Raw genomic sequence first — 21,285 nt, forward strand, 5'->3', positions numbered from 1 at the left:
CTCCCATCAAGCCCAGGACCGACCGATGCGCTCTCCCTCCCTCATCCGCCACGCCTGGCGGTTCGTCCCGGCCGCCGCCTTCGCCGCAGCGCTGCTCACGTCGTTCGCGCCGACCGCCCACGCCGACGCGCTCGATACGATCGCGAAGTCCGGCGTCGTGCGCATCGGCGTATTCGAGGACTACCCGCCGTTCGGCTCGATCGGCCCTGACATGAAACCACAGGGCTACGACATCGATGTCGCCGAACTGATCGGCAAGGCGCTTGGCGCGAAGGTCGAACTGGTGCAGGTGACCGGCGACAACCGGATGGCCTATCTCGCCGACCACAAGGCCGACCTGCTGCTGTCGGTCGGGCAGACGCCCGAGCGTGCGAAGGTGATCGATTTCTCGCAGCCATACGCGCCGTACTACCTGGCCGTGTTCGGTCCGAAAACACTCACCGTGAAAAACGCGAACGACCTCGCCGGCAAGACGGTTTCAGTCGCGCGAGGCACGCTCGAAGACCTGAGCGTCAGCAAGATCGCGCCGGCCAGCGCGACGATCAAGCGCTTCGACGATCCGAACGGCGCTATTTCTGCATTTATTTCTGGTCAGGTACAGTTGCTCGTGGTCGGCAACGACGTCGGCGCGACGATTCTCGCGCGTCATCCCGCCAACGATCCCGAGCAGAAGTTCTCGCTGTTCAGTTCGCCGGATCACGTCGGCCTGAACAAGAACGAGCCGCGCCTCCTGCACAAGGTCGACGACACCATCGCCCGCGCCCGCAAGGACGGCACGATGAACGCGATCTCGCAGAAGTGGCTGCGCGCGCCGCTGCCGGCTGACCTGTAATCCCGCGCGCAGCCCGGCCTCTTAGACCGGCCTCGCGCATCGACCGGCCCCCTGTGATGATTCCTCCGACATGACGTACGCGTTCGACTTCAGCGGCTTCGGCCTGTATGCCGGCATGCTCGTGCGCGGCGCGGGCGTGACGCTCGGCCTGACCGCGGTATCGACGGTACTCGGCGGGGTTGTCGGCGTGGCCGGTGCGAGCGTCGCGGTCGCCGGGCCGAAATGGGCGCGCGCGCTGGTCGCGACGTACGTCGAGGTGATCCGCAACACGCCGTTCCTCGTGCAACTGTTCTTCGTGTTCTTCGGGCTGCCGAGTCTCGGCATCCACATCGACGAAATCGAGGCCGCCGTGCTCGCGATGACCGTCAATCTCGGTGCGTACGCGATCGAGATCGTCCGCGCCGGCATCGATTCGATTCCGCGCGGCCAGGTGCAGGCCGCGCATGCGCTCGGGCTGCAGGGGCGTCAGGTGTTCCGCTACGTGGTGCTGCCGCAGGCGCTCGCCAATGTGTTCCCAGCGTTGCTGAGCCAGGTGCTCATCGTGATGCTCGGCTCGGCGGTCGTATCGCAGATCTCGGTGCCCGACCTGACCTATGCGGCGAACTTCATCCAGTCGCGCAATTTCCGCTCGTTCGAGAGCTACGTGATCATCACGGTCGTCTACCTCGTGTTGTCGATCGTGCTGCGGCAGGTGCTGAGACGACTCGGCCGCGGGCTGTTTGCTGGTCGCACGGCGCGTGCTTCGTCAGTTGCTCCGGCCTCGTCCAGAAACCTGTTTACGCGGCTCGTGTCCCGCAATAGCGCGCGAGCGCTGCCCACGACGGAGCGTACGCGATGATCGAATTCACGCTGTGGGACATCGCCCGCAACCTGCTGCTCGCGGCCCGCTGGACATTGCTGCTGTCGCTGATCGCATTCGTGGGCGGCGGGGCGGTCGGTCTCGTGCTGCTGGCCGCGCGCGTCGCACCGGCCGCCTGGCTGCGCCGCGCCGTGATGCTGTACGTCGAGCTGTTTCAGGGCACGCCGCTGCTGATGCAGCTATTCATCGCGTTCTTCGGACTGCCGCTCGTCGGCATCGACGTGTCGCCGTGGCTCGCGGCGACCGTCACGCTGACGCTCTACACCAGCGCGTATCTCGTCGACATCTGGCGCGGCTGCGTCGAGGCGGTGCCGCGCGGACAGTGGGCCGCGGGCGCGAGTCTCGGGATGACGTTCGGTCAGCAGTTGCGCTACATCGTGTGGCCGCAGGCGCTGAAGATCGGCGTGGCGCCGACGGTCGGTTTTCTGGTGCAGGTGGTAAAGAGCACAGCGCTCACGTCGATCATCGGCTTCACCGAACTGACGAAGACCGGCACGATGATCACCAATGCCGCGTTCCGGCCGTTCCCGATCTACGGGATGGTCGCGCTGCTGTACTTCGCGATGTGTTTCCCGCTGACGTGGTACGCACGCGTCCTCGAAAAACGCCAGAAGGTCGGGCAGCACCGCTAACGCTGCCCGACCTTCCTCTACAAACAACCCCTACCGCGCCGCCTGCGTCGACTTGCGCAGCTTCGCGACATCCGTCGCCGACACCGCCGGCGCATGGTTGTTCCACCCCGCGCGGACGAAGGTCAGCACGTCGGCGATCTGCTGGTCGTTCAGCACCGGTGCGTACTTCGGCATCGGGTACGGCGCGGGGATCCCCTGAATCACCAGATCGCCGGTGCCGTTCAGCGTCACGTTGACGAGCGACGACGGGTCGGTCTCGAGCACGTTCGGATTGCCCGCTAGCGGCGCGAGCATCGGCGCGAAGCCGCGTCCGTCGACGCCATGACAATGCATGCAGTACGCGGTGTACACGCGGGCGCCCGCATCGTTCGCCGGCCGCGAGAGCGATACCTTCGTTGCCTGCGCGTCGTACGTGTATGGCGTGGCGCCGTTGCCGCCCGACGGTGGCAATGACTTCAGATACTGTGCCATCGCCGTGACGTCGGTGTCGTTCATTGCCTGCGTGCTGTTGTTGATCACGCTCGTCATCGAACCGAACGCCGACGCATGCTGGTTCGCGCCGGTTTTCAGGAACAGCGCGACATCCTGTTCGGACCAGCGTCCGAGCCCCGCGTTGTGCGCGCCGGTGAGGTTCGCCGCGAACCAGCCGTCGAGCAGCCCGCCGGTCAGGTAGCGGCTGCCGGTTTCGTCGAGCGCCTTCTCCTGGAACGCGATGCCGCGCGGCGTATGACACGAGCCGCAGTGGCCAAGCCCCTGGATCAGGTACGCGCCGCGATTCCACGCAACGTCCTTGCCGGTCTTGTCCTGGTACACGCCCTTTTCAAGGAACACCACGTTCCACAGCGCCAGCGGCCAGCGCATGTTGAGCGGCCATGGGATGTCCGCTTCGCGGTTCGCCTGCTTCACCGGCGCGACGCCATGCATGAAGTACGCGTAGAGCGCGCGCGTGTCGTCGTCGTTGACCTTCGCGTACGACGGATAGGGCATCGCCGGATAGAGGTTGTGACCGTCCTTCGCGACGCCTGCACGCAGCGCGCGCGAGAAGTCTTCCTCCGTGTAGCGGCCGATACCCGTTTCCGGGTCGGGCGTGATATTGGTCGTGTAGATCGCGCCCATCGGCGTCGTCATCGGCAGGCCGCCGGCAAACGGCTTGCCCCGCGGCGCCGAGTGACACGCGACGCAATCGCCGACCTTCGCGAGATAGGCGCCACGCTGCACGAGCGCGTCGTCGGCCGCACTGGCACCCGTGCCGTTCTGCGCGAAAGCGGGCCACGCGGCGCATGCGACGAGAGCAGCGAAGACAGCCGAGCCCGCAAGCTTGAATGTGCGATTCATGTCTGTCTCCTTCACGCGGTTTTCAGCTGCGCACCGACCGGCAGCTGATGCAGCCGCTTGCCCGTCGCCGCGTAGATCGCGTTCGCGAGTGCCGGCGCGAGCGCCGAGGTGCCGGGTTCGCCGATACCTCCCGGCGCCTCGGCGCTCTTCACGATGTGCACCTCGATGGGTGGCGTCTGGTCGATCCGCAGCATCCGGTAGTCGGTGAAGTTGTTCTGCTGAACCCGGCCGTCGGCAATGGTGATCTCGCTGTACAGCGCGGCCGTAATGCCGAAGATGATGCCGCCCTGCACCTGCGCCTCGATCGTGTTCGGGTTGACGATCATCCCGCAGTCGACCGCGCAGACGATACGGTTCACCGTCACCTCGCCCTGATCGACCGTCACGTCCGCGACCATCGAGAAGAAGCTGCCGAATGCATGCATCACCGACACACCGCGCCCCTGCCCCTTCGGCAACGCAGCGCCGCCCCAGCCGGCGGCTTTCGTCGCGACGTCGAGCACGTTGAGCGCGCGCGGCGACTTGCCGAGCAGATCGCGCCGGTACTTCACCGGATCGACTTTCGCCTGCGCGGCCAGTTCGTCGACGAAGCTCTCGACGACGAATGTCCCGCGCGTCGGCCCGACACCGCGCCAGAATGCGGTCGGTACGGTCGACGGTTCCTGGCGCACGTAATCGACCAGCTGGTTCGGCAGGTCGTACGGCAGATCGGCCGAGACCTCCACTGCGTCCGGATCGAGCCCGTTCTTGAAGGCAGGCGGCGCGAAGCGCGCCATGATCGACGACCCGACGATGCGGTGCTGCCACGCGATCGGTTTGCCGTTCGCGTCGAGCCCCGCCGAAATCACGTCGTAGTAGTACGGGCGGTACATGTCGTGCTGGATATCTTCCTCGCGCGTCCATACGACCTTGACCGGCACGCCGGCCGCCTTGCCGATCTTCAGCGCCTGGGTGATCGCGTCAACCTCGAGCCGTCGGCCGAAACCGCCGCCGAGCAGATAGTTGTGCACGATGATCTTGTCCGCGGGCAACCCGGTGATCTTCACGCCCGCATCGACCGCGCGCGTCGGCACCTGCGTGCCGACCCAGATGTCGCACTGGTCCGGCTGCACGTGCACCGTGCAGTTGATCGGCTCCATCGTCGCGTGCGCGAGGAACGGCTGCTGGTACACCGCGTCGACGCGCGTCTTCGCGTCCGAGAACGCCTTGCCGACGTCGCCTTCCTTGCGCGCGACCGCGCCATTGCGCTTCGAGGCCTCCGCGAGTTCCGCGACGATCTGCTTCATCGACAGGTTCGCGGCCGCGCCCTCGTTCCATTTGATGTCGAGCGCCGCGGCGCCGCGCTTCGCGGCCCACGTGTGATCGCCGATCACCGCAACCGCGTTGTCGACCTTCACGACCTGACGCACGCCGGGGATCTTCTTCGCATTCGTATCGTCGACGCTCTCGAGCGTGCCGCCGAACACCGGGCAATTGACGATCGCCGCGTAGACCATGTCGGGCAGCCGCACGTCGAGCCCGAACAGCGCCGTGCCGTCGACCTTCTCCGGCGAATCGAGCCGCTTCGCGGCCGTGCCGATCAGCTTGAAGTCCTGCGGTTTTTTCAGCGGTACGTTCTGCGGCGCCGGCAGCTTCGCGGCAGCATCGACGAGCTGACCGTAGCCGATGCTGCGGTTGCTCGCCGAATGGATCACCTGGCCGTTTTCCGCGTGGCACGACGCGGGGTCGACCTGCCACTGCTGCGCGGCCGCGCTGACGAGCAGCACGCGCGCGGTCGCCCCGGCGCGGCGCATCGGCTCCCACGCATAGCGGATCGACGTCGAGCCGCCAGTGAGTTGACCGCCGAGCAGCGGATCCATGAACAGTTTTTCGTTGGGTGGCGCGTGGTCGACCGTCACGCTGTCGAGCGGCACTTCGAGCTCTTCGGCGATCAGCATCGGGATCGACGTGTACACGCCCTGGCCCATCTCGACCTTCGGGATCACCATCGTGACCTTGCCCGTCGTGTCGATCTGGATGAATGCGTTCGGCGCGAATACGCCGCTTTGCGGTGCCTCGTTGCCGTCGCCGCCGATCACGGTCTTGCGGGCGGCACCTTGACCGCCCTGGCTCAGCGCCGGCAGGCTAAAGCCGAGCAGCAGACCGCCGCCCGTCGCAACGCCTACGGTGATGCCGAATTTGAGGAAGGTGCGCCGCGTGATGCGCGAGCCGTCGGCCGCGCGCGAGTCGCCGTTCTGTGAGTCGAGCAGTCCCTGGGACATGTCACGCCTCCTTCGCGGCTTGCTTGATCGCCGCGCGGATGCGGTTGTACGTGCCACAGCGGCAGATGTTGCCCGCCATCGCCGCATCGATGTCCGCATCGGAAGGGTTCGCGTTCTGCGTGAGCAGCGAGGCCGCCGACATCACCTGCCCCGACTGACAGTACCCGCACTGCACGACGTCGAGTTGCCGCCACGCGACCTGGACCTTCTTGCCGGCAGGCGTGTCGCCGACCGCTTCGATCGTCGTGATCTTGCGCTCGCCGACCGCGGCAACCGGCAGCACGCACGATCGCACCGCGACCCCGCCGAGATGCACCGTGCACGCGCCGCATTGCGCGATGCCGCAACCGAACTTCGTGCCCGTCAGACCGACGATGTCGCGCAGCACCCACAGCAGGGGCATGTCGGGAGGCGCGTCGACGGTGTGGGTCTGACCGTTGATGGTGAGCGTTGTCATGGGCTGCTCCGATTGTGGGTTGTTGTCGATCGAATGCCGGGGCCCGGTGAAGCCGGATGCATTCGATGCCAGCTTTGTACGCCGGATTAAACTAAAACTGGGCGGCCCGCGTTTTTATTCCGCAGGAAACGCCAATGGGCGCGCACCATCGAAATGCAACCAGAACGGGGCGCAGCCGATAACACGGAGAGGCGCGATGATTGTAGCGCTGTGGGAAACAAGACGTCGACCGCTTAAATCGTACGCTTCCCACGTCGTGCCGATCCGGCACACGCGACCCACACGCGGCCGTGTACCTGCACAGATGAAGGAACGGAATTGAAATCAATGCGTTACCATCGGCGGACGATGTCGTATGCATCAGCGTCGCGCGAGCGCGCGGCCATTGATGAATAGTTTTTGATTCGCTGCTGAACCGTTTCGCCCAATCGCACGGAGCCGGTCCATGAACGCATCCCACGCAACGCAGTTTCTCTCGGACGTCCGCAGGCCGCTGCTGACGCTGCACAAGGCAATCCTCGATCACGAGCGCGCGGCCTACGAAAAAGAGTTCGGCCCGGTCACGCCGGCCGCGTTCCTGCAGGTGTTGATCAATGGATCGGGGTTTCGGTGGATCGCACCGCTGTCGACAGTGATCGCCAACGTCGACGAAATACTCGACGACCGCGAAGCGACCGACGACGACCGTATCGCCGCCGCGCAGGGTGTGGCCGCGCTGTTCGATGCGAACACGCCGCAGAATGCGTTTATCGAACGCTACCTGCCACTACTGCAGGCGAGCCCTGCCGTGCTGCACGAGCACGGGGTGGTCACGCAGGTGTTGCGCGGGCTCGAATAGCTTGAATAACGCGGTCGCTGGCGGTCATAGCAGGCGATACGCGAGCCGTGCCGCCGCACGTGCGGTGCGTCGGTCCTGATCGAGCAACGGGTTGTATTCGGCGATGTCGGCCGCGCGTACCTTGCCCGACGCTTTCAGGCGCCGCACCATCGCTTCGACCACTGACAGCGGCACGCCCAGTGCCGCCGGTGCCGACACACCCGGCGCGACTCCGCCGGGCAGCACGTCGAGATCGATCGTCAGATAGATATCGTCGGTTGCTTCGATCAAGCGGTCGAGCTGATCGAGGCGCTGCGGCAACTGCGACTCCTGCATGTCGGTGTCGAGCACGTACTGCGCGCCGAGTTGCTGCGCACGCGCGAATAGCGACGCGGTGTTCGCGAGATCGCTGATACCTAAGCAGACGTAGTTAAACGGCACACCACGCGATGCGCAGTCGCACGCGATCTGATCGAACGGCGTGCCCGAATTCGCGGGACGCTTCTGGCGCAGATCGAAGTGCGCGTCGAAGTTGACGATCAGCAGTCGTCGCGCGCGCGCCGTTGCCGTGTCGTCAAGATGCATCCGCAAGCCGCGATACGTGCCCCACGCCACCTCGTGGCCGCCGCCCAGCACCAGCGGCATCGCGCCGCTCGCGAGGACCTCGTCGACGACGTTCGCCAGCTCAGCCTGCGCGAGCTCGAGGTCGCCATCGTCGCAGACGATGTCCCCCGCATCGGCTATTTGTAGCGCTTCTTTGGCCGGCAAACCCGCCAGCGCCCGGCGCAACTCTTTAGGCGCATGCGCGGCGCCGACACGCCCCTGGTTGCGGCGCACGCCTTCATCGGAACCGAAGCCGACAATCACCGGCCCATCGCTTCGTCGCGACGCCGCAGAGAAGCGCGTGACCTGATTGAACACGCGCCGCGTATCGCCGGGTTCGCCGTCGTCGGAACGGCCACTCCAGATCTTTTCATCGAACGGAACTCTCATGCGCGCGACAGCACCGCCTGCAAGAAAGCTCGTGTTCGCGGTTGCGACGGTGCCGAAAATATCTCCGACGGCGGCCCCGCTTCGACGATCGCGCCGCCGTCCATCACGACGACCACGTCAGCGACCTCTTTCGCGAAGTTCATTTCATGCGTGACGACGAGCATCGTCATCCCTTCGCTCGCGAGCAGTTTCATCACCTGCAACACCTCACCGACGAGCTCGGGATCGAGTGCGGAAGTGGGTTCATCGAACAGCATCACGCGCGGCTGCATCGCGAGCGCTCGCGCAATCGCCACGCGCTGCTTCTGTCCGCCCGACAGGCTCGCCGGCATCGCGTGCGCCTTGTGCGAGAGGCCTACTTTTTCCAGCAGCGCGAGCGCCGCCGCTTCGGCATCGGCCTTGCTCGCGCCACGCAGCATCCGCGGCCCGACCGTGATGTTGTGCAGCACGGACAGATGCGGAAACAGGTTGAACGACTGAAAAACCATTCCGACTTCGGTGCGCAGCGCATTCAGCGAACGCTCATTGAGCATGACGCCGTCGTCCACGAGCCGGTGCCCGCAGATGTCGACGGTGCCGCCCTCCGGCTGTTCGAGACCGTTGCAGCAGCGCAGGAACGTGCTCTTGCCGGAACCGCTCGGCCCGATCACGACCACCACCTGCTGCGGCTCGATGTCGAAGTCGATACCGTTCAGGACGACGTGCTCGCCGAACGATTTGGTCAGCCCGCGAATCCTGACGATGGGTTCGGACACGGCATTCATTGCACCATTCCTCCTGCGCGCAGCCGGCGTTCGACCCGGTGCAGCGCGTAATTGGTCGCCTGCGTCAACACCAGGTACACGAGCGCGATCGCCAGATACACCTCGAGCGAGCGGTACGACACGCTGATGATTTTCTGCCCTTCGTGCATCAGATCGTCGATTGTCAGCAGCGACACGAGCGCCGAGTTCTTGATCAATGCGATGAACTCGTTGCCGAGCGGCGGGATCATCCGTACGATCGCCTGCGGCAGGATGATCGTGCGCATCGCCTGCCCCGAAGACATGCCGATCGAGCGCGCGGCTTCCATCTGTCCGCGATCCACCGATTGAATCGCGCCGCGCACGATCTCCGACACATACGCGGCCGAATACAGTCCCAGCCCCAGCATCCCGCACACGAAAGCGGGCAACAGGATGTTGAATTGCGGCAGCCCGAAGAACAGCAGAAACAGCTGCACCAGCAGTGGCGTGCCGCGAAAGAACGTCAGGTAGGCGGTGCAGAGCCCATAGACGATGCGCCGCTTCGGCGCGAGCCGGCCGATGCCGATCAGCAGCCCGAGCGCGCAGCTCAGCGCGAGCGCCGCGGCGGTGACTTCGACCGTCACCGCCGTGCCGTGCATGATGTCGGGCCAGCCGGCGATGACCGGCGAGAAATCGAGTTCCATGTGCTTGTCCCAGCCCGTTAGCCGTTAGCGTTGGCTGCTAGCGTTGGTCATCATTGCGCGCTCGCGCCGAACCACTTGTGCACGATCGCCGCATAGGTGCCGTCGGCCTTGAGCTTCGCGAGTGCCGCGTCGAGCGAAGTCTTCAGTTGCGGATCGTCCTTGCGCACGGCGATCCCGTAGGCCTCAGTGCTGAGCGGTTTATCGAGCACGCGGAAACCGCCGCGCGTCTTTACCAGTTGATACGCCGCCGGCTTGCCGGTCACCGCGGCATCGGCCCGGCCGATGCCGACCAGATCGAACATCTCCTGATTCTTCTCGACCTCGACTCGGGTGATCTGCGGAAAATTGTCGCGCAGGAAGTTGACCGACTTCGTGCCCACCTGCACCGACACCTTCTTGCCGTTCAGGTCCACGATCGACTTGACGGGCGAATCGGCCTTGACCAGCACGACGAGCCCGCCCGCGAAGTACGGATCGGTGAAATCGACTACCTTCGCGCGCTCGGGCGTGATGTAGATCGCGGAGATCGCCGCGTCGAAGCGATGTGCGATCAGCCCCGGAATCAGGCCTTTGAAATCGATGTCGGTCCATTCGACGCTCTGACCCATCGTCTTCGCGAGCGCGTTCATCATGTCGATATCGAAACCGGTGCGCGCGCCGTTTTCCGTGTATTCCATCGGCGCAAACGTCGCGTCGGTGGCGACGCGCAACACGCCTGCCGATTGCGCAGAAGCGCTGCCGGAAAAACCGGCGAACGCAGCGGCGAATGTGGCCGCAAGCACAATGCACGAGACAGACAACAATCGTTTCAGCTTCATGGGAGAACTCCTTGTGAATCCGTTCGAGGTGAAGATCGAAACCGGCAGCGCCGCATCAATCGGCTTGCATGTACTCGGAAATGGCGCGGGCCGTACGTAACGTCCCGTCGATGAACTGTTTTTCGCGACCGGTCGCGCGCGTGGAAGGCGCCATCAACGTGATCGACGCGCTGCTCGCGACGCCGCGTCCGCTGCGATGAAAGATCGGCGCGCTGACACCCCACACGCCCGGATCGACTTCGCTATCGCTGACTGCGTAGCCTTGCGTGCGGATCCGTTCGAGTTCGTCTTCGATCTCGATGCGGCCGGCGGGGTCGTGCCCGAACGCGCTGTCCAGCGCTTCGGCGCGCGCTTTGTCCGCCATGAATGCGAGCAGCGATTTCGCCGATGCGCCTGCCTTCAACGGCACCGCGCGGCCTTTCTCGAACGAACAGCGCAACGAATGCTGGCTGTCGACCATTTCGAGGCACATCACCTGATGCTTCACGGCGACGACAAGACCGATGCTTTCCTGCGATGCGTCTGCAAGCTGCCGCATCTCGTTGCGGCTGGCTTCGACGAGCAGCGAATTCACATCGAAGCCGAGCGCGAGCTGCAGACTGATCGGACCGGGCGCATAGTGCCCCGCGTTTTCCGCGACGAAACCCCAGCGCTTGAGCAAAGCAATCTGCCGATAAAGCGTGCTTTGCGCGAGACCGGTGACGGTCAGCAGATCCCTGACCGACATCGCCTTGCCGTGACTGGCGAGCGCCGCGAGGACGAGCAGCACGCGCTCTGCGCCATTAACCGTGGGTTCCGCGTTCACGTTGAGTCCATGCACAATGAATAACCGGAGCAAGAATGCCAGAACGTTCCCGATTTTCAAAAATCGATTTCCCGTTGAATGGGAATCGCGCGCGAGGGTTTTCCCGGGGCGTGGGCTTTTTTGCGGGTGGCTGCGATTGCAGGCTCCTGCTAACGTAGGCCGATCGTTTTCTTGCCGGAGCCGTTTTCAATGTTTCCAATGAAAGACTGGCCGCTCGACCAGCACTACACGTTTCGCAACCAGACCATCCGATATCGCGTCGAGGGCAGCGGTCCGCCGCTCGTGATGGTGCACGGCACGCCGTTCTCGTCGTATGTGTGGCATCGCATTGCACCGCATCTCGCGCGCGGGCGCACGGTCTATCTGTACGACCTGCTCGGCTATGGGCAATCGGAAAAGCGCGTGGGCGAGGACGTGTCGCTCGGGGTGCAGAACGCGCTGCTGGCCGAACTGCTCGCGCACTGGAAGCTCGACGGCAACGAACCGCCCGATGTCGTCGCGCACGATTTCGGCGGCGCCACTGTATTGCGCGCGCATCTGCTCAATGGTTGCGACTACCGTTCACTGACGCTGATCGATCCGGTCGCGGTCGCGCCGTGGGGCTCGCCGTTCGTGCGCCACGTGCGCGATCACAGTGCTGCGTTCGAAGGGCTGCCGCCGTACATTCACGAGGCGGTCGTGCGCGCCTATGTGCGTGGCGCAGTCGCGCGAACGCTTCCCGACGATGAACTCACGCCCTACGTCACACCGTGGCTCGGCGAGACCGGGCAGCCCGCGTTCTACCGGCAGATCGCGCAGATGGACATGCGCTACACCGACGAGATCGAACCGCTCTATCCACAGTTGCGGTGCCGCACGCAGATCCTGTGGGGCGAAGACGATACCTGGATTCCGCTCGAACGTGGCCGCCATCTGGCGAGCGTCGTGCCCGGCGCGCGCTTTCTGCCGGTGCCGAACGCGGGCCATCTGATGCAGGAAGATGCGCCAGAAGCAATCGTCGCCGCGGTACTCGATTTCCTGCGCTGAAACGCGCAGTCGGCACGCTTCAACCCGTCGCGCGGACCGCGTTCAGCTTGCGCCACAACGTCGTCTTGCTGATGCCGAGCGCGCGGCATGCGGCGTCGCGATCGCCGCCGCAGGCATCGAGTGCCGCGCGAATCTGGTCGGCCTCGACGTGGCGGCTGCGCTGACGCAGCGTCTGTTCGGCGTGCGTGTTTGAGTGCACGTGGGTCGACGTTTCGAACACTTCGGGTGCGATTGCGCGCAGCGTGTCGCGCGTCAACGCGGGAAGCGCCGAGGTGGCGGACAGTTCCACATCAGCAAGCTCGACCGCGATGCGTTCGATCACGTTCTGCAGTTCGCGCACATTGCCCGGCCAGCGATAGCGGCGTAGCGGCTCGCTCACCGCGTCGAGCACGTGCGAAGCATCGTCGCGCGTGCGCAGACGTGCGGCGAGCCGCGGTTCGCGTCGCGCCGCCTGGTGCAGCAATTCGGCGGCAAGCGGCGCGATGTCCGGCAGACGTTCCCGCAACGGCGGCAGCACGAGGTTCAGGATGTTGAGCCGGTAGTACAGATCGGCCCGAAACGTGCCGGCTTCGACGGCTGCGGTCAACGCGCGATGCGTCGCCGCAATCACGCGGATGTCGACGCGCATCGGTTCCGTCGAGCCAAGCCGCACCACCTCGCGCTCCTGCAATACACGCAGCAGCCGGCTCTGCAACGGCATCGGCATCTCGCCGATCTCATCGAGAAACAGCGTGCCGCGATGCGCCGCTTCGATCAGCCCTGCTTTGCCACCGCGTCGCGCACCGGTGAACGCACCCTCTTCGTAGCCGAACAGTTCGCTCTCGAGCAGCGCTTCTGGAAACGCACCGCAGTTGATCGCGACGAACGGAAAGTCGTGTCGCGCGCTCAATCGATGGATGCCCTGCGCGACCATCTCCTTGCCCGTGCCGCTTTCGCCGCGCACCAGCACGGTCGCATCGGATTTCGCGTAGCACTGCGCGAGCTGCCGTACGCGCGCGATCGCCTCGCATTCGCCGATCAGGTCGTCGAGCCGGTAGCGTGCTGCGAACTGCTGCAGACGCGGTCGCGAACGCAACGTGCGATCGAGCCGTTCGACCGCGCGTGTTTCGTGAAACGTCAGCACGCTGCCCGTGGCCGCATCGGGTCCCGCACCGACGAGCGGTCCGCGATGGACGACGTAACCGGTGCCGCGTACCGTCGCGAGCGTTTCGCCGTCGGCATCGGGCATTGCCGCCGCGAGATCGGGCGCGACTGCGGCGAGCGGCCGGCCGGCGGCCGCCCCCGCGTCGATGCCGAACGCAATCGCGAGCGGCTGGCTGATCGCTTCAATGCGGCCTTGCGCATCGAGCGCGACGACGCCGTCGCGCAGATGCTGCAGCACGTTGTCGAGCCGTTCGCGACGCAACGCTTCGCCGCGCGTGGCCTGCACAACTTCGAGCGCGGTGTCGAACGCGCCGCGTACCGACGCGCGCGAGTAGAGAAACACCGCCTCCATACCAGCCCGCGTCGCGAGATCGGTGACGAGGCCGGAGCCGACGATCGTTCCGATGCCGCGGTCGCGCAGATCGAGCACGCACGCCTCGGCGTCCTGCGCGGACCGGTACGACGCGAACACCACGTCGATGCCATACGCGGCGACGAAGCGGCGCACTTCGGCGGGTGTCTCTCCGTGCGTGACGAGTGCAACCGGCGACGCGTCGCGGCGCGCTCGCGCGAGCGCATGCATCACGTCGAAGCCGGTCGAATGCACGAGCACGACCGGCACATCGACGCGCCCTTTCAGGAAGGTGCCGTTCAATCCGGCCGCGACCACGACGTCCGGTCGCTGCACGCCGGCTGCAGCGATCTCGGCGACGGCATCTTCGAAGCCGCGCGACACGATCTGCAGATCGGCGCGGCCGTCGTATTCACCGGCGATGTCGCGAAACAGGTCGCGCAACCGGCTGATGCCGATCGCCCAGATGCGCGGGCGCGGCGCGGCGTCGAGAGGTCGGTTCATGGGATTACGCGGGTGAAAGGGAGAAGTCGCGATTATGAACCATCTTCCACAAACGAAATCTGTGGTTTCATTTATGAAACCAACTGCGGCTACCGCTCAGCGTAGTTATCGCGGTAAATCAGACACTTGCAAGCGGCACGCCCACTGGTCCGGTCCTTGCACTAACAGCCGGGTCATTACTTGGAGGCGTCATGAACACAGCACATCGATCTCCGGCAAGCGCCGGCGCGCAGTTCCGCACCGCCGTCGCCGAAGGACAACCGCTGCAGGTCGTCGGCACGATCACCGCGTACGCGGCGAAGATGGCCGAAGCGGTCGGTTTCAAGGCGGTCTATCTGTCGGGCGGCGGTGTCGCGGCGAATTCGCTCGGCGTGCCGGACCTCGGCATCAGCACGATGGACGACGTACTGACCGACGCGCGTCGCATCACCGACGCGACCGGCCTGCCCCTTCTCGTCGACATCGATACGGGCTGGGGCGGTGCGTTCAACATCGCGCGCACGGTCCGCTCGTTCATCAAGGCCGGCGTCGCGGCGGTTCATCTCGAAGACCAGGTCGGACAGAAACGCTGTGGGCATCGTCCGGGCAAGGAATGCGTGCCGACCGAAGAAATGGTCGACCGCGTGAAGGCAGCCGTCGATGCGCGCACCGACGATCACTTCGTCATCATGGCGCGCACCGATGCCGCCGCGGCCGAAGGTATCGATTCGGCGATCGAGCGCGCGGTCGCATACGTCGAGGCCGGCGCGGACATGATCTTCCCCGAGGCGATGCGCACGCTCGACGACTACCGCCGCTTCAAGGCCGCCGTGAAGGTGCCGATCCTCGCGAACCTGACCGAGTTCGGTTCGACGCCGTTCTTCACGACGACCGAACTGCGCGAAGCGAACGTTGACATCGCGTTGTACTGCTGCGGCGCGTATCGCGCGATGAACGCGGCGGCGCTCAACTTCTACGAAACCGTGATGCGCGACGGCACGCAGAAAGCGACGGTCGAAACGATGCAGACACGCGAAGACCTCTATCGCTATCTCGGCTATCACGAATACGAGCAGAAACTCGATGCGCTGTTCGCCGCGCAGAAGTAAATCCCCTGTAACGATCGCTGCTGGAGACACACACGATGAGCGAAGCAGATAACAGCACGCCGAATGCCGGTGCGTTCAAACCGAAAAAATCCGTCGCGCTGTCGGGCGTGACGGCGGGTAACACCGCGCTGTGCACGGTCGGCCGCACCGGCAACGACCTGCACTACCGCGGCTACGACATCCTCGATATCGCCAGCGCGTGCGAATTCGAGGAGATCGCCTACCTGCTCGTGCACGACAAGCTGCCCAATGCCGCCGAACTCGCCGCGTACAAGACGAAGCTGCACGCGTTGCGCGGCCTGCCCGCGAACCTGAAGGCCGCACTCGAATGGCTGCCCGCGTCCGCGCATCCGATGGACGTGATGCGCACCGGCGTCTCGGTGCTCGGCACCGTGCTGCCCGAGAAGGACGATCACAACCTGCCGGGCGCTCGCGACATCGCCGATCGCCTGATGGCCTCGCTCGGCTCGATGCTGCTCTACTGGTATCACTACTCGCACAACGGCCGGCGTATCGAGGTCGAAACCGACGACGAATCAATCGGCGGGCACTTCCTGCATCTGCTGCATGGACATGCTCCGTCGAAGTCGTGGGTCGACGCGATGCATGTGTCGCTGAACCTGTACGCGGAGCACGAATTCAACGCATCGACCTTCACCGGCCGCGTGATTGCAGGTACGGGTTCGGACCTGTACTCGGCGATCACCGGCGCAATCGGCGCGCTGCGCGGGCCGAAGCACGGCGGCGCAAATGAAGTCGCGTTCGAGATCCAGTCGCGCTATGCGAGCCCCGACGAAGCGGAAGCCGACATCCGCCGGCGTGTGGAAAACAAGGAAGTGGTGATCGGCTTCGGGCATCCGGTGTACACGATCTCCGATCCGCGCAACAAGGTGATCAAGGAAATCGCGAGGAAGCTGTCGAAGGAAGCGTCGGACACGGAGCTGTTCGATATCGCCGAGCGGCTCGAAAAGGTCATGTGGGACGCGAAGAAGATGTTCCCGAACCTGGACTGGTTCAGCGCGGTGTCGTACCACCAGATGGGCGTGCCGACGGCGATGTTCACGCCGCTGTTCGTGATCGCGCGCACGGCGGGCTGGAGCGCGCACATTATCGAGCAGCGCATCGACAACAAGATCATCCGGCCGAGCGCGAATTACACCGGTCCCGAGAATTTGAAGTTCGTGCCGCTGTCGCGGCGCGGGTGAGTTCACGCGGCACGTAGTTGCTGTTTATGCGATGGCGCGGACATGTATGTCCCGCGCCTTGGCTTTTTTCTCTTTCACATCACTTGTTATGAGCCATATCTCCAACGTCCGGCCCGAGCCGGACCAAGTACTCGTCGATATCGTCGATTACGTGCTCGGCTACGCAATCGACAGCACGCTTGCGCTCGAAACCGCGCGCAACTGCCTGATCGACACGCTCGGCTGCGGACTCGAAGCGCTTTCCTACCCCGCCTGCACCAAGCTGATGGGCCCGATCGTGCCCGGCACGATCGTCCCCCACGGTGCCAAGGTCCCCGGCACCCAGTTCCAGCTGGATCCGGTACAGGCCGCCTTCAACATCGGCACGATGATCCGCTGGCTTGATTTCAACGACACGTGGCTCGCCGCCGAGTGGGGTCATCCGTCGGACAACCTGGGCGGCATTCTCGCCACCGCCGACTGGCTCTCGCGCAACGCCGTCGCTACAGGCAAGAAACCGCTCACGATGAAGGACGTGCTCGTCGCGATGGTCAAGGCCCACGAGATCCAGGGCTGCATCGCGCTCGAAAACTCGTTCAACAAGGTCGGCCTCGACCACGTGCTGCTCGTGAAGCTGGCGTCGACCGCGGTGGTCAGCCAGTTGCTGGGCCTCACGCGTGACGAACTGATCAACGCGGTATCGCTGGCGCTGGTCGATGGTCAGTCGCTGCGCACCTACCGTCATGCGCCGAACACCGGCTCGCGCAAGTCGTGGGCGGCCGGCGATGCGACCTCACGCGCGGTGCGCCTCGCGCTGATCGCGAAAACCGGCGAGATGGGTTATCCGTCGGTGCTGACCGCGAAGACCTGGGGCTTCTACGACGTGCTGTTCAAGGGGAACGCGTTCAAATTCCAGCGCCCGTACGGCAGCTACGTGATGGAGAACGTGCTGTTCAAGATCTCGTTTCCCGCCGAGTTCCATTCGCAGACCGCAGTCGAAGCGGCGATGACGCTGCACGGCCAGCTGAAGGCGAAGGGGAAAACGGTCGAGGACATCGCGAAGATCACGATCCGCACGCACGAGGCGGCGATCCGCATCATCGACAAGCAGGGTCCGCTCGCCAATCCGGCTGACCGCGACCACTGCATCCAGTACATGATCGCGGTGCCGCTGATCTATGGCCGGCTCACGGCAGCCGACTATGAAGACTCCATCGCGCAGGACGCACGCATCGATACGCTGCGCGCAAAGATGACCTGCGTCGAAGACCCGCAGTACACGAAGGACTACCACGACCCGGAAAAGCGTTCGATCGCCAACGCGCTCACCGTCGAGTTCAACGACGGCACGACGCTCGGCGAGGTCGCGGTCGAATACCCGATCGGCCACCGGCGCCGGCGCGCCGACGGCATCCCGCTGCTGGTGGAGAAATTCCGCACCAACCTCGCGCGACGCTTTCCGGCGAAACAGCAGCACGCCATTCTCGACGTCTCGCTCGATCAGGCTCGGCTCGAAGCCATGCCTGTTCACGAATATGTCGATCTGTATGTGATCTGAAGCGCTGTGCGCGTCTAACCGCGCCGCGGCAGGTACGGCATCGGATCAACGGGCTTGCCGTCGCGGCGCACTTCGAACAGCACCGCGACACGCGAGTTGTTCTCGTCGCCCATTTCAGCGATCTGCTGACCCTGCCGCACGATATCGCCGGTCTTCACCAGCAGCTTGCGGTTGTGCGCATAGGTCGTCAGGAAGTCCTTGTTGTGCTGGACGATGATGAGGCTGCCGTATTCGTTGAGACCGGTGCCCGCATACATGACCTTGCCATCGGCCGCGGCGCGTATCGGGTCGCCGGACTTGCCGCTGATCTCGATGCCGCGCGTCTCACCCGGCTGGAACGATTCGACCACCTTGCCTTGCGCCGGCCACGTCAACGCGACGCTCTTCGCATGGCGAGCCGCCTGCGCTGCGACCTGCCGCGCGAGTGCCGGGTCGGTTGCGTCGGATTGATCGGTGGATGCGTTGTCCGTCGAAGGCGCCGCCGTTGCAGTTGCCCCTGCCGCACTGTTGCTGTTCGTGCCGCCAGCAGTCGCAGTCGCGTCCGGCGACGACACCTGCAGCGTTTGTCCCGCCTTCAGCCGCGCCGAACGCTTCAACCCGTTCCATGCCTGCAGGTCCGCGACGCTGCAACCGTGGTTCTGCGCGATGCGGCTCAACGTGTCGCCGCGTCGCACCTTATAGATTTGCGGCGCGGCAGGTGCCGCGGCCGGACTCGCGGCAGCGGCCGTCATCGCGCTCGTCGCGTTGTTGCCCACGCTCGCCGATGCCACCGCGGACGATCCCACCGATACGCCTGATGCGGGTTGCGCCGCACCGTTCTGCGCAGTCTGCTGCCCGACGTTCGCACAACCGCTCAACACGGTCGCAACGACTGCGACACCTGCACCTGCAACCCGCCACTTCGTGATGTCGAAACGACTTCTCACCATGTTCGACTCCTGCTCGATTCATCGACCGACCGAAATCCGGCTGCGCAGAGGCGCGGCCGCGGTCAGTCGTCGTCATGCATCCAGCCCGCTTCTTCGAACAAAACGACGCTAACTCCAACGTTCCTCGTTTAAAGGGCCGGACTGGTATGCCATGTTCCGGCGACATTGTAAAATGCGTTTCACAAAAGTCTGGGTCAGAAAAACACTCTGATACAAATTGCTTAGGCTTGGCCGTCGCGACGGAGCCGCATTGGCGGATGTCGCGGACGTGACTTGTCACGGGTTTGCCTCGGGTTTGCCTTCTTATCGGCAAACCCGCAGTGCAACTTGAAAAGGCGGGGAAATCAGCTGTAGTACTGGCCGTGGTACAGCACGTAGCCGACCGGATGATGCGTGAAGTGGAGCACGGGCAAGACAGGATTGCTGTTGTCCTCGGTCGGATAGGCGTTGGCGTCGGAGATGTATTCGCCCTGCGCCTCGATCGGCTGGCCGGCCTGCAAACCGGGGATTTCCTGCGCGAGTCCTTCGTTGTCGCCGAAGCGCACCGCGACGAACACCTCGGTGCCGACGAGATTCCCGGTGCCGCCTTCGAACTTCACGACCTTGTCGATTTTCACGACGAAATGCTGATGGTTCGCGCCGTGGTGATTGCCGGGGCTCGCGAACACGCGGCTGATGGTGCCTTGCACACACGCGAGCGGCGCACCGATCGACTGGGCATAACGGTGGTGCGGAAGAATCTGGTCTGCGCGATTGCTCATGAAGGTGGTTCTCCGAGGGAAAGAAAAGTCATACGTGTGCGTCCGGTACTACGACCGCTCAGTTGCCAGATCGATCCCGATGATTCCATCGCGATGCGACATGCCCATACACACACCACCCACCGTAACCGCTCGAAATATTCCATCCAGCCACACTCCGCATCGCGGCGGAACTCGCGAACCGGCCACGGGTCACTTCTGACAGCCCGGCGAACGACGACGCCCATGTGTCGTCGTTTGCACCCGGCAGTGCTCGCTCCTCGATGTCCCCACGACATCCCCGCCATGCACTGCCTGCTTGCCACGCCGCTTACTTCATCAACCGGTTCGCCCCGGTGTGCCGCGCGTTTTCGCGCGCCGCCGCAGCGAACCGTTTTGCCCGCATCAGCCATCACGCATGAAAACTTCGTCGTCACGCCTCGTCGAGCTGGATTTCTTTCGCGGACTCGTGCTGCTCGTCATCGTGGTCGACCACATCGGCGGCAGCATCCTGTCGCGCTTCACGCTGCATGCGTATGCGCTGTGCGATGCGGCTGAAGTGTTCGTATTTCTCGGTGGCTTCGCGACCGCGACCGCGTATCTGGCGCTCGCCGAGCGGCGCACCGAAGCCGTCGCACGACAGCGCTTCTTCGTGCGCGCACTCGAGATCTATCGCGCGTTCCTGATCACGGCCGGTTTGATGCTGCTCGTCAGCGCGATCCTCGTCGCGCTCAGCATCGACGCGCCGAACATGACCACCGACGACCTCGATGACTTCATCGCCGCGCCGCTCGCCGGCCTGCGCGACATCCTGCTGTTCCGTCGTCAGCCGTACCTCGCATCGGTGCTGCCGATGTACACGTTCTTCGCGTTGACCGCGCCGGCCGTGCTGCCGCTCGCGCGTCGCAAGCCCTGGCTGTTGCTGGCGGGCAGCGTTGCGCTGTGGGCCGTCGCGAAGCCGTTGCAGGGTTATCTCCCCGCGGTCGAGGATGCGCACTGGGACTTCAATCCGCTCGCGTGGCAATTGCTGTTCGTGCTTGGCGTGCTGGCGCGTTGCCAGCCGGTGTATCAGCGCGTGAGCGCGCACCGCTTCGGCTGGCTCGTCAGCGTTGCGGCACTCGGCCTCGTCGCGGCGGCGGCGTGGTACAAGCTGTTCATCGAGACCACCCCGCTCGACGGCGAGTACAAGCAGAACCTCGCGTGGTTCCGCGCGCTGAATTTTGTCGCGATCGGGTGGCTGGTCGCGAACCTGATCCGCATCGGCCTCGCGAAGAAGCTCGCGCTGCGTCTGCCGTGGATCGGCCTCGTCGGGCGCAAGGGGTTGCTGTGTTTTGTCGCGGGCGCGGTGATCTCGCTCGTCGTCGATTCGCTGCTGTATACCGCGACGGACGGCTACCTGAACATACCGCTCGGCCTGCTCGCGGACGGCGTCGCGATCGGTGCGTTGTTGCTGGTCGCGCGGGCATCGGAACCGCTGTCACGCATGCTATCGCCGCGGTTGCGGATGTCCGCGTAGCGAGTAT

The 21,285-nt window shown here is 64.6% G+C and carries 20 protein-coding genes; 9 read left to right on the plus strand and 11 right to left on the minus strand.

The features are described 5' to 3' along the window. The first annotated feature begins 25 nt into the window (after positions 1 to 25). The 3 genes from ACREXZ_RS14750 (at position 26) to ACREXZ_RS14760 (ending at position 2,323) form a co-directional block, all read left to right on the plus strand. Entirely contained in the window at positions 26 to 832 is an 807-nt protein-coding gene (locus ACREXZ_RS14750; protein ID WP_431764826.1) for a transporter substrate-binding domain-containing protein, read from the plus strand. A gap of 70 nt (positions 833 to 902) precedes the next feature. Next, the gene (locus tag ACREXZ_RS14755; RefSeq protein WP_431764827.1) at positions 903 to 1,670 is read left to right on the plus strand and encodes an amino acid ABC transporter permease; all 768 of its coding nucleotides are present in this window, start codon (positions 903 to 905) and stop codon (positions 1,668 to 1,670) included. Continuing rightward, positions 1,667 to 2,323: an amino acid ABC transporter permease gene (locus ACREXZ_RS14760; RefSeq protein WP_431764828.1), complete on the plus strand. Its 657-nt coding sequence runs from the start codon at positions 1,667 to 1,669 to the stop codon at positions 2,321 to 2,323. The genes ACREXZ_RS14755 and ACREXZ_RS14760 overlap by 4 nt, the downstream gene beginning before the upstream one ends. A 30-nt stretch (positions 2,324 to 2,353) precedes the next feature. Here the strand turns inward: ACREXZ_RS14760 and ACREXZ_RS14765 are convergent, their stop codons facing one another. The 3 genes from ACREXZ_RS14765 to ACREXZ_RS14775 are packed head-to-tail and all read right to left on the minus strand — an operon-like array spanning position 2,354 to position 6,376. Beyond that, positions 2,354 to 3,658, minus strand: coding sequence for a c-type cytochrome (locus ACREXZ_RS14765; protein ID WP_431764829.1), 1,305 nt, complete (start codon positions 3,656 to 3,658; stop codon positions 2,354 to 2,356). 11 nt (positions 3,659 to 3,669) lie between these two features. Next, positions 3,670 to 5,919: a molybdopterin cofactor-binding domain-containing protein gene (locus ACREXZ_RS14770; protein ID WP_431764830.1), complete on the minus strand. Its 2,250-nt coding sequence runs from the start codon at positions 5,917 to 5,919 to the stop codon at positions 3,670 to 3,672. Position 5,920: 1 nt separating this feature from the next. Then, positions 5,921 to 6,376, minus strand: a complete 456-nt coding sequence (locus tag ACREXZ_RS14775; protein WP_431764831.1) for a (2Fe-2S)-binding protein — start codon at positions 6,374 to 6,376, stop codon at positions 5,921 to 5,923. 445 nt (positions 6,377 to 6,821) lie between these two features. Here ACREXZ_RS14775 and ACREXZ_RS14780 point away from each other — a divergent pair, with 445 nt between their 5' ends. Continuing rightward, on the plus strand, positions 6,822 to 7,214 hold the full coding sequence (locus tag ACREXZ_RS14780) for a hypothetical protein (protein ID WP_431764832.1): 393 nt from the start codon (positions 6,822 to 6,824) through the stop codon (positions 7,212 to 7,214). Between the two features lie 24 nt (positions 7,215 to 7,238). Here ACREXZ_RS14780 and hutG read toward each other — a convergent pair whose 3' ends face one another. Genes hutG through ACREXZ_RS14805 form a run of 5 tightly spaced genes read right to left on the minus strand, consistent with a single transcriptional unit; the run spans position 7,239 to position 11,238 of the window. Next, positions 7,239 to 8,186, minus strand: a complete 948-nt coding sequence (hutG, locus tag ACREXZ_RS14785; protein WP_431764833.1) for a formimidoylglutamase — start codon at positions 8,184 to 8,186, stop codon at positions 7,239 to 7,241. Beyond that, positions 8,183 to 8,950: an amino acid ABC transporter ATP-binding protein gene (locus tag ACREXZ_RS14790; protein WP_431764834.1), complete on the minus strand. Its 768-nt coding sequence runs from the start codon at positions 8,948 to 8,950 to the stop codon at positions 8,183 to 8,185. The genes hutG and ACREXZ_RS14790 overlap by 4 nt, the downstream gene beginning before the upstream one ends. Next, positions 8,947 to 9,615, minus strand: a complete 669-nt coding sequence (locus tag ACREXZ_RS14795; protein ID WP_431764835.1) for an amino acid ABC transporter permease — start codon at positions 9,613 to 9,615, stop codon at positions 8,947 to 8,949. Before ACREXZ_RS14795 ends, ACREXZ_RS14790 begins: the two co-directional genes overlap by 4 nt. Before the next feature lie 50 nt (positions 9,616 to 9,665). After that, on the minus strand, positions 9,666 to 10,433 hold the full coding sequence (locus ACREXZ_RS14800; RefSeq protein ID WP_431764836.1) for a transporter substrate-binding domain-containing protein: 768 nt from the start codon (positions 10,431 to 10,433) through the stop codon (positions 9,666 to 9,668). A 55-nt stretch (positions 10,434 to 10,488) separates the two neighbouring features. Further along, positions 10,489 to 11,238 (minus strand): IclR family transcriptional regulator, encoded by a 750-nt coding sequence (locus ACREXZ_RS14805; protein ID WP_431764837.1) that lies wholly within the window; start codon positions 11,236 to 11,238, stop codon positions 10,489 to 10,491. A gap of 198 nt (positions 11,239 to 11,436) precedes the next feature. On the opposite strand from ACREXZ_RS14805, the gene ACREXZ_RS14810 reads away from it, so the two are divergent. Continuing rightward, entirely contained in the window at positions 11,437 to 12,264 is an 828-nt protein-coding gene (locus ACREXZ_RS14810) for an alpha/beta fold hydrolase (RefSeq protein ID WP_431764971.1), read from the plus strand. A 19-nt stretch (positions 12,265 to 12,283) separates the two neighbouring features. Here the strand turns inward: ACREXZ_RS14810 and prpR are convergent, their stop codons facing one another. After that, positions 12,284 to 14,263, minus strand: a complete 1,980-nt coding sequence (gene prpR / locus ACREXZ_RS14815; protein WP_431764838.1) for a propionate catabolism operon regulatory protein PrpR — start codon at positions 14,261 to 14,263, stop codon at positions 12,284 to 12,286. A gap of 191 nt (positions 14,264 to 14,454) precedes the next feature. Here prpR and prpB point away from each other — a divergent pair, with 191 nt between their 5' ends. The 3 genes from prpB to ACREXZ_RS14830 all read left to right on the plus strand — a co-directional run bounded on the left by prpB (position 14,455) and on the right by ACREXZ_RS14830 (position 18,093). After that, positions 14,455 to 15,351 carry a methylisocitrate lyase gene (gene prpB, locus ACREXZ_RS14820; RefSeq protein ID WP_431764839.1) on the plus strand — a complete coding sequence of 299 codons (897 nt, stop codon included), beginning with the start codon at positions 14,455 to 14,457 and terminating at the stop codon, positions 15,349 to 15,351. Positions 15,352 to 15,386: 35 nt separating this feature from the next. After that, positions 15,387 to 16,556, plus strand: a complete 1,170-nt coding sequence (prpC, locus tag ACREXZ_RS14825; RefSeq protein WP_431764840.1) for a bifunctional 2-methylcitrate synthase/citrate synthase — start codon at positions 15,387 to 15,389, stop codon at positions 16,554 to 16,556. A gap of 88 nt (positions 16,557 to 16,644) precedes the next feature. Continuing rightward, the gene (locus ACREXZ_RS14830; RefSeq protein ID WP_431764841.1) at positions 16,645 to 18,093 is read left to right on the plus strand and encodes a bifunctional 2-methylcitrate dehydratase/aconitate hydratase; all 1,449 of its coding nucleotides are present in this window, start codon (positions 16,645 to 16,647) and stop codon (positions 18,091 to 18,093) included. Positions 18,094 to 18,107: 14 nt separating this feature from the next. Here the strand turns inward: ACREXZ_RS14830 and ACREXZ_RS14835 are convergent, their stop codons facing one another. Next, the gene (locus tag ACREXZ_RS14835; RefSeq protein ID WP_431764842.1) at positions 18,108 to 19,022 is read right to left on the minus strand and encodes a peptidoglycan DD-metalloendopeptidase family protein; all 915 of its coding nucleotides are present in this window, start codon (positions 19,020 to 19,022) and stop codon (positions 18,108 to 18,110) included. A 344-nt stretch (positions 19,023 to 19,366) separates the two neighbouring features. Continuing rightward, positions 19,367 to 19,783, minus strand: coding sequence for a hypothetical protein (locus ACREXZ_RS14840; protein ID WP_431764843.1), 417 nt, complete (start codon positions 19,781 to 19,783; stop codon positions 19,367 to 19,369). A 397-nt stretch (positions 19,784 to 20,180) separates the two neighbouring features. Here ACREXZ_RS14840 and ACREXZ_RS14845 point away from each other — a divergent pair, with 397 nt between their 5' ends. Next, positions 20,181 to 21,278, plus strand: a complete 1,098-nt coding sequence (locus ACREXZ_RS14845) for an OpgC domain-containing protein (protein ID WP_431764844.1) — start codon at positions 20,181 to 20,183, stop codon at positions 21,276 to 21,278. The last annotated feature ends 7 nt before the right edge of the window (positions 21,279 to 21,285 follow it).

The organism is Paraburkholderia sp. (genome assembly GCF_050742655.1).
Taxonomy (GTDB): Bacteria; Pseudomonadota; Gammaproteobacteria; order Burkholderiales; family Burkholderiaceae; genus Paraburkholderia.